The sequence below is a fragment of the Streptomyces sp. NPDC001231 genome (assembly GCF_042896885.1).
Taxonomy (GTDB): domain Bacteria; phylum Actinomycetota; class Actinomycetes; order Streptomycetales; family Streptomycetaceae; genus Streptomyces.
The window spans coordinates 51,318-62,434 of sequence record NZ_JBIAXS010000043.1 but is presented as its reverse complement, the minus strand read 5'-3'; the positions used below and the strand labels follow the sequence as shown (position 1 = coordinate 62,434).

Genomic DNA, 11,117 nt, shown 5'->3' with positions numbered 1-11,117 from the left:
AGACACTACTCGCGGTCTGGACCGGCACCTGTCCGACCTGCCACCGCGACATACCAGCACCAATACGGACCTGACCAAGCCCTACTAGAACGCGGAACCGCGTGCAGCGGGGACGGCAGCACCATCGGCCTGACCAGGCCTTCCAGGAGGAGTCTGGCTACGACTGCAGTGCGGGGATGTTCCTGATGAGGCTGTTGAACCCCAGCGGGGGGCGTCCGAGGAGCTCGGCGACGTCGTTCGTGGCCCGGTCGTACCGGCCCTCGGCGTGCAGCCGCGCCATCGTGGCGATGTGCTCGAAGACGTGGGGTGGCAGGTCCAGCTTCTTGAGGTCGTGTTCCAGCCACTCCTCGTACGGCACGTCGACATAGGTCACGGTACGGCCCAGGGCAGTGGAGAACTCGGCCGCGATCGCGGCCATGTCACGGGAGCGCGCCCCGGTCAGCTCGTAGACCCGCCCGGACGACGGAGCCGGGTCGAGCAATAGGCGTGCGATGACCTCCGCCACATCGGCTGCGGCGACCGGGGAGGTCCGGGCGGAGCCGAACGGGAGGCGGATCGTGCCGTCCCGCAGGATCGAGGCGACGGCGACCCGGGCGAAGAGCGGATTCTCCATGAACACCGTGGGCCGGACGTGGACGACCGGCACGCCCGACCAGTTGAGGACGTGCTCGCCCAGCCAGTGCAGCCGCTGCTGGTGGGACTCGGTATCGCTGGTGAGGTCCATCTGCGAGACCGTCATCTGCGAGATGCTCACCAGCAGATCCAGGCTGTCGTCCTCCTGAGCGGCCGCGGCGACCGTCGTCGCGGCCTCCAGGTAGGAGGGCGACACACTCATCCCGAAATAAGCCCGGCGGCAGCCCGCCAGCGCCTCGACCACGTCGGCGCCACGGGTGAGGTCGCCGACCACCACGTCCACGCCGTCCAGGGCCCGCAGGTCCGAGGTCCGTTCGTCGTCGTGGTGCACGAGAGCCCGGACCGGCACGCCCTTCGCATGCAACCGGTCGAGGACCGTTCGCCCGACTCCGCCGACGCCGCCGCCAACGCCCGTGACAAGGATGGGTTGGACGTGCACGGCAATCGCCTCCTGCCTTCCGGACCGGGGCACCCGATCCGCTCGCCAGTGGATCGCCCATGCCCACGCCACCGTGGGCCCTTGAGCGCCGTGCTCCAGTCGACCATGCCTTGAGCGTCGGCGTCTGCCGGGACATACCGCAGGCCCTTCTCTCATGTGCTGTCCGGCGACGACCGGCGCTGCCGCTCGGCCACCGTCCTGCACTTTCCGAACCGTCGTGGAAGGTACGCCACGGATTGCCGTCCGCAGCCGGACATCCCGTGAGTACTCGTGAGCCCGACTGAGTGAGAGAGGCTGTGACCAGGGGCCTCCGAGGCGTTGTCACGTGACCGATGGCGCCCGCGTCATCCGGCACGCAGGCTGGGGACATGGACACCATCGCGCTCGGACACGTGGAGATCACCCGCGTGGTGGAGCTGCCCGCCAAAGGCCGCGCCTGCGACTACGTCTTCCCCGACGTGCCCGTGGAGCACTGGCGGGCGCACGAGAAGTGGCTCGCCCCCACCTTCCTGGACCCGGCCGCCGACGAGGTCCACATGATGATCCAGACCTGGCTGATCCGCAGCGAGGGCCGGACGATCCTGATCGACACCGGCGTCGGCAACGACCGGGAGCGCCCGGCCATGCCGTCCTTCCACCATCTGCACACCCACTACCTCGGAGAGATGGCCGCGGCGGGCGTCCGCCCGCAGGACGTGGACACGGTGATCTGCACCCATGTCCACAGCGACCACGTCGGCTGGAACACCTGCCTGACCGACGACGGAGAGTGGCGGCCGACCTTCCCCAACGCCCAGCACGTCATCTCGCGCGCCGACTTCGACTACTGGAACCCGGCCAACGGACACCGGACCCGTTCCGGCGTCCAGATGGCCAACGTCTTCGAGGACAGCGTCGCCCCCGTGCACCAGGCGGGACAGACCGTGCTGTGGGAGGGCGGCCACTACGACATCGACACCCAGCTCCGTATCGAGGCCGCCCCCGGTCATACGCCCGGCTCCTCCGTCGTATGGCTGCGGTCGGGCGCTGAACGAGCGGTGTTCGCCGGGGACCTGTTGCACAGCCCATTGCAGATCGCGGAGCCGGACGACTGCCCCAGCTTCGACGAGGACGAAGCCGGGGCACGGAACAGCCGACGCCGGGTCCTGGGGGAGGCCGCGGACCGGGGCGCCCTGCTGTTCCCCGCGCATTTCCCCGGGCCGGGCGCAGCCGAAGTGCGACGCGTCCGCGACCGTTTCGCGGTGAAGGAGTGGGCGGCATGGCGGTGAGGGCGTTACGCCGCACTCTCGTGGCGCCTGGCCCTCCACCCCCCTGTTCCGGACTCCGTGAGCTGTTCTTGTGCGCTCAGCCGACGAGTTGCCGGCCGTCGTCGATGTCGTAGCTCGCGCCGGTGAGTGCCCTGTTGGTCATGATGTGAACGGCGAGTGCCGCGGCGTCGGCCGGTACGACAGCGCGGCCGATCGGCAGCGTGGTGCGCGGTTCCTCGCGGCGGGCGTCGAGTCCGTCTCCGAGAAGCCCATGGCCCATCACGGCTGTGACCGGACGGGCGACACCCCCGTTCGATGAGCTGAATGCGTGGCCCGGCCGCCTCAGGGGCCGCTGTTGCGATCACGCGGGTGATCGGTATGGAATGAATCGCCGAACGCCTGCTTGCCCCCGACTGCATGGCCGGCCTGGCCGGTGCACAGCCGGAGGCGGGCTCCGGATCTTCAAAACCGTGACGCTCTGGGAGAATTCATGGCCTCGAAGCCGCCTGTTCCCCCGTTCACCCGGGAGAGTGCGATCGAGAAGGTTCGCCTCGCGGAGGACGCATGGAACACCCGGGACCCTGAGCGTGTGGCCCTCGCCTACACGGTCGACAGTCGCTGGCGTAACCGTGCTGAATTCGTCAACGGGCGCGAGGAGATCGTCGCCTTCCTCACCAGGAAGTGGACCAGGGAGCTGAAGTACCGGCTCATCAAGGAGTTGTGGGCCTTCGAGGGGAACCGCATCGCCGTACGCTTCGCCTACGAGTGCCATGACGACTCGGGCAACTGGTTCCGCTCGTACGGGAACGAGAACTGGGAATTCGACGAGCAGGGCCTGATGCGGGTCCGCCTTGCATGCATCAACGATCTTCCGATCAAGGAAGAGGAACGCAAGTACCACTGGCCTCTTGGCCGTCGTCCCGACAACCACCCGGGGCTGAGTGACCTGGGATTTTAGCTCTAGGTCCGGACTTGTCCCGCAGCCGCCTTGGCCAAGGGCCCGGACGTGGCCCACGACACAGAAGGTGCGAGCCGCGCGGGCGTTGCGTAGCACGTGGGCCTGTGGTCGCGGGCGGACAGTCACTTCGGCGGTCGGCGGTCGGCGGTCGGCGGTCGGCGGTCGGCGGGATCGTGTCCGTCGTACTGCGGTGCTGCGCTGGTTCCGCGAACGCGGGTGCGTGCACAGCCTGGTCGGCTACGGGGGTCTCCCAGGCCACCGGCCGGCCGCTGCAGGGCAGCAGCGACTCCAGCCGAGTCCACTCGTGGTGTGTCAGATCGCTCCGCCCGCCGCTGGGCACGATGTCCCTCATAGAGGTAGCCCTGCAGGCACTGGTGGAGGGGCGGTAGCAGAGCGCCCACGGCGGTGACCAGTGGCCACCGCGGAGGTGTGCGCGCCGGGGTTCGCGGTCACTGGCGATGGGCGCGCCTCCTTGACGACTTCCTGGCGACGCTGGCCTCCCCGCCCCCGTCCGCTGACGGTCATGCGGCCTCATCCTGATGCCACGGACTCAGCTGGGCGAGCGAGTGGGACTGCTGACGCGGGCTCCTCATGGGAAGAGTGGGCAAGGAAAGTACGCCCGTTGAAGCGGTAACCGCTCCTACGAGTTCGATCTCAGCAAGCTACTGCGGGTTGGCCGGCGTCGTCGGAGCCAGGACCGGACGTTCGTCCAGCAGTTCCGCGGCCATGCCGACCACCTGCCGCCGCCACAGTGGCAAGTCCTGAGGAGTCACTCGGCTTTCTGGTGGGAGGCGAAGGACTCGATCATTCGCTCCAGGCCCCGATCGCCGAACATGGTCTCCAGACCGGCGGCGGACTCGGCGGCGGATGCTTCGCTGCGCGGGAAGAGTGCTTCCTCGTACGCGGCCAGGGCCGCCTCTGTGCCGCCGGGGTGGCCGGCGATCGCCTGGCCGAGTTCGGCTCCGTCGAGCATGGCCAGGTTGGCGCCCTCCCCGGCGAAGGGCGACATCAGATGCGCGGCGTCGCCGAGCAGGGTCACGCCCGGGGCATGGTCCCAGCGGTGCCCGACCGGCAGGGCGTGTATGCGGCGGGGGACGAGCGCCCCGTCGGCGTCCGCGATGAGGGCACGCAGGCTCTCGTCCCAGCCGTCGAAGTGGGACAGAACCGCGGCCCTGGCGGCGGCGCTGTCGCCGAAGTCGATCGTGTCGATCCAGTCCTCGGCAGCCCTGAGAGCGGTGTAGACGTGGAGGCTGCCGTCGGTCTCCCGGTGCGCGAGGAAGCCCCGCTGATCACCGAGGCAGATGAAGAATCCGTCGCCGAGGAGGGCGGCGCTGCCCGGGTGTCGGATGTCGGCGTCGAGCAGGTCGCTCTCGACGAAGGAAATGCCGGTGTAGGCGGGCTTGGCCGGGGAGAGCAGCGGCCGGATGCGCGACCAGGCGCCGTCGGCCCCGATCAGGAGGTCGGTGGTGATGGTGGATCCGTCGGCGAACGTCACCTCGTGGCGTCCGTCGTCCAGCGGGCGGGCGCCGCTCACCTTCATGCCCCAGCGGATCGTCCCGTCCGGGAGGGACTCCAGCAGCAACTCGCGCACCAGACGGGCCCAGCCCCACGATGGTGCGCCACGGTGGCAGGGCACCGCGAAGTCCATCCCGACCACAGCGAGCTGGTGGACGAGGTGATCGACTGGTACGACGGTGTGACGGTCGGCATCGAGCGCACGGTGATGCCGCAGGCCGCCGATGAGTTCGCCCTGAAGCGATGGGCGGCGCACGGCTATGAGACCGATCCGGCCTCGCTCGGCGACACCGGCTCCTGGACGCAACTCAATGTGCGGGACCTCGACGACGTGGAACAGCCGGTGCTGCCGGACGGATTCCGCTTCCGCACCGCCGACGAGGCCGGGCCGCAGGCCGCGGTCCAGGCCCATGTGGACGCCTGGGCTCCGTCACCCTATACAGCCGAGGGCTACGAGGGCGTCCGGCGGACACCGCCGTATCGCGGCGACCTGCACGTCCTGGTGGAGGCGCCGGACGGAACGATGGCCGCATCGACGATCATGTGGCTCGACGAGGCGAACAGGACCGCCGAATTCGAGCCGGTCGGAACGCATCCGGACTACTGGCGGCTCGGACTGGGCAGGGCGATGCTGCTGCACGGGATGCATCTGGCACGGGAGGCCGGGGCCCATCACATGACGGTCGCCTGTCTGGGTGCGCCGGGGCATCCCCAGGCGCGCGGGCTGTACTACAGCGTCGGGTTCCGGGAGTTCACACGAGATGTGCCGCTCATCAAGACCGGGGACCAGGCCGTGTCGCGGAAGTGCGTGCGGTGACGGACCGGACGTTCTGAGCCACCGCTGACGCCGGGCCACCGCGCTCTCGGGCCGGTCGAGGGCTCAGCGCGCCAGCAGTCGCGCAGCGACTGCGCGATCGCGTCGGGGGCCTCTTCGGCCATGAAGTGGCCGCAGGAGACCATCGAGTGGCTCAGGTCGGCGGCCCAGGCGCCCCACAGGGCGGCGGCCTCGTACCCGAGGGCCGCGCCCCAGTCCTGCTGGAGCATTGGGACCTCCGAATCCCACCCCTGCGGCGTGCCTTCGTCGCCAGGCCACCGCCGTACGCCCTGCGTTCGTCCCACCCCCTACGACAACGTCGGCCGTCAAGACCACCACTCGGTCTTGACGGCCGACGTCACGTCACGCGGGGCCCCGGATCAGCCGACAGCGTCCCGGAGGGCCGGGCAGCGTCGGGGGTCCGACTGGTCGGGGTGCCGCCGCGGCGGCGTCAGGCGCAGTGGAACCTCGCGTCCGCCCAGTCGCCGTGGTCGCCGGACTTCGTGCCGTCGGTGTCGGTGACGACGAGATGGACGTGACGGCCACCGTCCAGCGGTACGTTCACCGGCACGGGGTCGGACTTGCCGCTGACGGTGGGGGAGGACCACAGCGTCTTTCCGTCGGCTACGACGGAGAAGGACACGCCGCCGTAGCCGTTGATCTCGTCGTCGATGCCGACGGTGGCGGTGAACGAGGAGCACTGGCCGCCGAGCCAGAACTCGATGTCGGAGTCGGCGTGCGCGCCGATGCCCTTGGCGTAGGTGGTGCCGTTCAGGGTGAGCGTATGGCCGTCGCCGGCCGCCGACTCCCCGTTGCTGCGGTCGCGTTCGGGTGGTCCCCAGCCGTTGGTGGCGTTCAGCCAGGGCAGATCACTGGCCCACGCCTCCCCCTTGGGCGGGGCCGGCATGGTGCGCACGGCCGTCCGTTGCGTGGCGACCGCGTCCTGCCCCGCCGCCCGGTAGCGGGCGGTGCCGCTGAGCACGGCCTCGCCCACACCGGCGTCGGCCGGCGCGGTCACGGTGAACTCCGCGCTCGCCCGTTCCCCCGGCTCCAGACGGCCGACCGTCCGCGCCGGCGAGACGGTCCAGCCGTCGGGTGCGCTCACGGACAACTCGGTCGCCCCGGCGCCCGTGCTGCCCGCGGTGAACCCGACCGTGACCTTCTCGGACACGCCGACGCCGATCTCGGCGGGCGGCGCGACCGAGACCGTGCCCGTCGCCCCGGGAACCTTGCCACCCACCGCGCTCGCGCCGTCCACGTCGACCCCGAAGGCCCGGTCGGTGCTGATGCTGCGGGTCTTGATCTGTACGACACCGCCCCGGTCGGAGGCGTCATACCACCAGCCCCGGTCGGCGGCGTCGAAGGCGGCCTTGGAGGTGAATTGGGGCAGCGCACCGCCGTCCAGGCCGACGTGGTGCGGGGCGGAGCCGGTGTGCACCGTGAACCGGTACGGGCGGCTCTTCTGCTTGCCGGCGTAGTCACCGGCGTCGGCGCCGACCGCGATGCGCACCGCTCCCGCTCCGCTGTCCGGGGCGGTCACCGTCACCCGCTGCTCGGCGTACTTGCCCTGCCGGTGCTGCCGGGTGACACCGTCGTCCTCGTACAGCGTGAAGGAGGTGCGGCCCTGCGGGTAGACGTCCCAGGCGAGCGGGGAGTCCGCGGTGCGGTCCTGGTAGGAGTTGATGCCGGGCCACATCGGGATCGACGCCCCCGCCTTGACGAACAGCGGCAGGGTGTCCAGGGGAGCCTGGTAGCCGTCGACCGTGGTCGGACCGTGGTAGGTGCGGCCGGACCAGTAGTCGATCCAGTCGCCCTTGGGCAGGTAGATGCCGTCTCGGACGGTGGTGTCGCTGTAGACGGGCGCGACCAGGAAGTCCTCACCGGTGAGGAACTCGTACTTGGCGGCGTCACTCGCCGCCTTCGGGTCGTCGGGGTACTCCAGCGTCAGCGGCCGTACGGCGCCCACACCGGTGCGGTTGGCCTGCGCCGCGTAGGTGTACATGTACGGCAGCAGGGATTCCTTCAGCTTCAGGTACTTGCGGTTGATGCTGGTGTACGGCTCCCCGTACTGGTAGGGCTGCTTGTCCTTGGCGGCCCAGCCGTCCATCGTCATCACGGCCGGCAGGAACGACTTCCACTGCAGGTCGCGGGTGTAGGTCTTGGCGCTGCCACCGAAGATGCCGTCGATGTCGCCGCTGGTGTACGCGAGACCCGACATGGTGGCGCCGGCGTAGGTGGGTATCTGCCAGCGGATGTAGTCCCAGCTGCCGGACTGGTCACCGCTCCACTGCACACCGCAGCGCTGGGCGCCGGCCCAGCTCTCCGGGGCCCAGGTGAAGCCGCGCGCGTCGCTGTTGTCCTCGATGCCGCGGTAGGCGTCCTTGCACCCGTCCAGGGCGAACTTGTAGCCGGAGCCCACCCAGGCGACGTCCAGCTTGGCCACCCGCTGGCCTGCCTTGACCTGGTCGGCCAGCTTGTCCAGACCGTCCTGGGTCCACAGGCCCATCTGCATCTTGCGGTCGTTGAGGCCCTTGGCGGTCTCGGCGAGGTCCTCGTAGCCGCAGCCGTAGCCGTCGTTGACGAGCATCCAGCCCAGCGGCATGTCGTTCTTGACGTAGTCGTCGGCGACCTTGAGGGCGTCCAGGGTGCGCCGCTCGCCGCGGTTGGCGTTGTGCAGATAGCAGTCGGAGTCGCCGACCTCCAGGCCGTAGATCGGGGGAAGCATGGGGCGCCCGGTGAGCTTGGTGTACTGGCCGATGACGTCCTTGGTGGAACCGCCGGCGAAGTAGTAGGCGTCGAACCGGTTCTCCTGCTCGGTGGTGGTGACCGGGTCGGCGAAGGCGTAGGTGCCGGGCGCGTAGGTGTTGCGGTAGACGCCGTAGCCCGCCGAGGAGAGGTAGAGCGGCACCGAGTTGGGGTGTCCGCCCTCGTTCCAGTTGTAGTCGACGCCCACCTTGAGCGTCTTGCCGCGGTGCGAGGTGTTGCCGCTGCCGTTCTGCTCGCCCGTGCCGTAGAACTGCTCGTCGGCGCCGCGCGTGAGCGTCTGGGTGGTGGTGGTGCCGTCCCAGCTGATGCCGCGGGTCTCCTCCCACAGCCGGGTGCCGTCGGCGCGGTACAGGGCGAACCGCAGCGGCGCCTTGTACACCCGCAGGGTCACCTTGTCCGTGGACAGTTCGTAGCGGTCACCGCGGTCGGTCCAGCGGGTGGCAGGTGGATCGCCCTGCGGTAGTACGATGTCGCCGCCGACGGGGTCGGTGAACGTGCCGTCCGGGGCCACCTCGATGCGGAAGGTGTCGGCCGAGACGAAACTGACCCGGGCCTTCGCCGTGCCCGCCGTGAAGGTGTAGGCGGCGCCGGACCGGGAGAACCCGGTGACCGCCCCGATGACGGTCGGGGTCCCGGACGCGGTGGCCGCCGCCGCTCCGGCCGGTGCGGCCGGTCCGATCTCGGCCGCCAGGACGGCGAACAGAGCCGTGGCGGCCAGGACCGCCCCTCTGGAACGGAAAGCCTTGCGTCTGCGGGATGGAGCGCTCATGTCGATCCCTTCGCACACGTCGATCGGCGTGGGGCGGTTGCTTGAACTTGCTTGATACGCCGCTGAATCAAGCACAACCAATCACGCGGAGAAGGTATAGCGCACAGGGAACGCCTGTGACCAGAGTGCGTACCGGGTGAGGTGAGCGTGGATGCCGGACGGCCCGGCGGATCGGCGTCGGCGGCTGGACGGCACGCCTGCGGCGCTGCGCAGGTCCGGTCCGTCGCGAGCGGCACGCCGACGACGGCCTCCGTGAGGGGGACACGCGGTGTCCGACGTCCGCGCTGCTTGTCCGGCTGACCCACCACCGGACGCACGCGACCGACCTGTGCGCCACGCCGGCGGCTCTCCGCACATGGTGAAGCGACGGGCCTTCGGCATGGTGCGCGCCGAAGGCCCGTCGCTGTGTGGTCGTATGGCCCGCTCGAAGTGCGTTCACCTCATGGAGCCGGAATCCCCCGAACCCTGGTCACCTCACCGAACTGCTCGAGCCCGGCCGTGAGGATCTGATGGCCTGTCACGGAACCAGTGCGACAGGGAGCCTCTCCAGTCCCCGGAAGGCGGGGAACGGGACCTTGAGCCATTCGGCCTCGGATGCCGGGAAATCGAGCTCGATCTTCGGGAACCTCTGGAAGAGCGTGGTCAACGCCGTTCGCATTTCCATTCTGGCCAACGGCGCACCGAGGCAGTAGTGCGCGCCGCTGCCGAAGCCGAGGTGCGCGCTCTGCAGACCCTCCCGCTTCACGTCGAAGGTGTCGGGGCAGGCGAACTTCTCCGGATCCCGGTTCGCGGAGGCGACCGCGATCTGCACGAGGGAACCCTTGGGGATGAGCGTGCCCCTGATGTCGATGTCCTCCAGCGCATGCCGGAACGTCGCGTTCTCGACCGATCCCTCGAAGCGGATGACTTCCTCGATGGCGTTCGGCAGAAGTTCCGGATCCTCCAGGATCTCCTGCAGTTGATCGCGGTGGGTCAACAGGTCGAAGACGGCGTTGCCGATGAGGTACGCGGTCGTCTTGTGGCCGGCGAAGAGCAGCACCCACAGGGTCGACAGAAGCTCGCCGTCAGTCATGGCACCTTGCTCGTCCTGCGTCCGGATCAGGTCACTGAGAAGGTCGTCGGACGCGTTCTTGCGCTTGCGCAGGATGAGATCGGCGAAGTAGTCCCGCAGAGCTCCCTCGGCCTGTGCCAGTTTTTCCTTGTCCTTCTTGCTGAATCCGGTGCGCGCGACGGTGGTGCACCATTTCTGGGCTTCCGCGCGCTCTTCCTCGGGAATTCCGATGAGCTCGCAGATCACGATGAGGGGCAGCGGGAAGGCGAAGGACGACAGCAGGTCGATGGGTGCGTCGGTGTCACAGCGGTCCAGCAGCTCGTCGGTGATCTGCTGAATACGAGGACCCAAGGACTCGATTCGGCGCGGACTGAACGCGCGGTTGACGATGCGGCGCAGCCGGGTGTGCTTGGGCGGGTCAGAGAAGAGCATGTTGTCGTCGAGCGCGATGGACGAGTCGCCGAAAATGGTGTGGTACGCGTCCATGGCCGCGTACATGTCCTTGCTGATGCGCGGATCCGTCAAGGCGGCCTTGGCGTCGTCGTACCGGGTGATCAGGTAGGTCTCCACCCCGTGCGGGGGAGACAGGCGGCACACCGGGGCCGACTCGCGCAGGCACGCGTACACCGGATAGGGGTTGGCGCGATACGCCGCTGAACCGCGCGAGGCCGCCGCGATCGCGTCCGCTGTCGAGTCCGTCGTGTCCCGTTCGTCGAGCTGAGTCATCATCCCGGCCTTTCTCAAAGCAGCTTCCGCCCCGGCCACGGGACAGCAGATGTACGACTTACGATCCACCGGTCCCCTGAAGGATCCCGTACGTAAACGCAATTCGCCCGATCGCACCTACCGGCTCTCGCGCGGTCGTTGGGGCCCGTGTCCACAGGCTGCGGCAAGGCGGATTTTCCGCTGATCGGGTGATCGCTGC

8 protein-coding genes and 1 pseudogene are annotated in these 11,117 nt (G+C 69.1%); 3 read left to right on the top strand and 6 right to left on the bottom strand.

Annotated features, from left to right (window positions below; all coding sequences use genetic code 11):
- Nucleotides 1-157: 157 nt before the first annotated feature.
- A complete protein-coding gene (locus ACFY3J_RS35415) occupies nt 158-1,072 on the bottom strand; it encodes an NAD(P)H-binding protein (protein ID WP_390842592.1) in 915 nt (304 codons plus the stop codon).
- A 368-nt stretch (nt 1,073-1,440) separates the two neighbouring features.
- Here ACFY3J_RS35415 and ACFY3J_RS35410 point away from each other — a divergent pair, with 368 nt between their 5' ends.
- The gene (locus tag ACFY3J_RS35410) at nt 1,441-2,340 is read left to right on the top strand and encodes an MBL fold metallo-hydrolase (protein ID WP_390842590.1); all 900 of its coding nucleotides are present in this window, start codon (nt 1,441-1,443) and stop codon (nt 2,338-2,340) included.
- A gap of 76 nt (nt 2,341-2,416) precedes the next feature.
- On the opposite strand, the gene ACFY3J_RS35405 is transcribed toward ACFY3J_RS35410, so the two are convergent.
- Nucleotides 2,417-2,599, bottom strand: coding sequence for a hypothetical protein (locus tag ACFY3J_RS35405; RefSeq protein WP_390842589.1), 183 nt, complete (start codon nt 2,597-2,599; stop codon nt 2,417-2,419).
- Nucleotides 2,600-2,809: 210 nt separating this feature from the next.
- On the opposite strand from ACFY3J_RS35405, the gene ACFY3J_RS35400 reads away from it, so the two are divergent.
- On the top strand, nt 2,810-3,277 hold the full coding sequence (locus ACFY3J_RS35400; protein ID WP_390842588.1) for a DUF1348 family protein: 468 nt from the start codon (nt 2,810-2,812) through the stop codon (nt 3,275-3,277).
- A 769-nt stretch (nt 3,278-4,046) separates the two neighbouring features.
- Here ACFY3J_RS35400 and ACFY3J_RS35395 read toward each other — a convergent pair.
- Nucleotides 4,047-5,204, bottom strand: a complete 1,158-nt coding sequence (locus ACFY3J_RS35395) for an FAD-dependent oxidoreductase (RefSeq protein WP_390842587.1) — start codon at nt 5,202-5,204, stop codon at nt 4,047-4,049.
- On the opposite strand from ACFY3J_RS35395, the gene ACFY3J_RS35390 reads away from it, so the two are divergent.
- Complete coding sequence (locus ACFY3J_RS35390) at nt 5,106-5,609, top strand: GNAT family N-acetyltransferase (protein WP_390842586.1); 504 nt, start codon at nt 5,106-5,108, stop codon at nt 5,607-5,609. The two genes, ACFY3J_RS35395 and ACFY3J_RS35390, sit on opposite strands and share 99 nt — an antisense overlap.
- A gap of 77 nt (nt 5,610-5,686) precedes the next feature.
- Here the strand turns inward: ACFY3J_RS35390 and ACFY3J_RS35385 are convergent.
- From ACFY3J_RS35385 to ACFY3J_RS35375, 3 genes and pseudogenes are all read right to left on the bottom strand, one after another.
- Nucleotides 5,687-5,842 (bottom strand): annotated as a pseudogene (locus ACFY3J_RS35385) (alpha/beta hydrolase); the annotation flags it as partial.
- A 215-nt stretch (nt 5,843-6,057) separates the two neighbouring features.
- On the bottom strand, nt 6,058-9,141 hold the full coding sequence (locus ACFY3J_RS35380; protein ID WP_390842585.1) for an NPCBM/NEW2 domain-containing protein: 3,084 nt from the start codon (nt 9,139-9,141) through the stop codon (nt 6,058-6,060).
- A gap of 517 nt (nt 9,142-9,658) precedes the next feature.
- A complete protein-coding gene (locus tag ACFY3J_RS35375) occupies nt 9,659-10,918 on the bottom strand; it encodes a cytochrome P450 (protein ID WP_384178665.1) in 1,260 nt (419 codons plus the stop codon).
- Nucleotides 10,919-11,117: the final 199 nt, after the last annotated feature.

Coding starts and splice junctions, on each gene's coding strand:
- ACFY3J_RS35405 (WP_390842589.1), bottom strand. CDS start 2,599: ATGGGCCATGGGCTTCTCGGAGACGGACTCGACGCCCGCCGCGAGGAA.
- ACFY3J_RS35400 (WP_390842588.1), top strand. CDS start 2,810: ATGGCCTCGAAGCCGCCTGTTCCCCCGTTCACCCGGGAGAGTGCGATC.
- ACFY3J_RS35410 (WP_390842590.1), top strand. CDS start 1,441: ATGGACACCATCGCGCTCGGACACGTGGAGATCACCCGCGTGGTGGAG.
- ACFY3J_RS35375 (WP_384178665.1), bottom strand. CDS start 10,918: ATGACTCAGCTCGACGAACGGGACACGACGGACTCGACAGCGGACGCG.
- ACFY3J_RS35395 (WP_390842587.1), bottom strand. CDS start 5,204: ATGGGCCTGGACCGCGGCCTGCGGCCCGGCCTCGTCGGCGGTGCGGAA.
- ACFY3J_RS35380 (WP_390842585.1), bottom strand. CDS start 9,141: ATGAGCGCTCCATCCCGCAGACGCAAGGCTTTCCGTTCCAGAGGGGCG.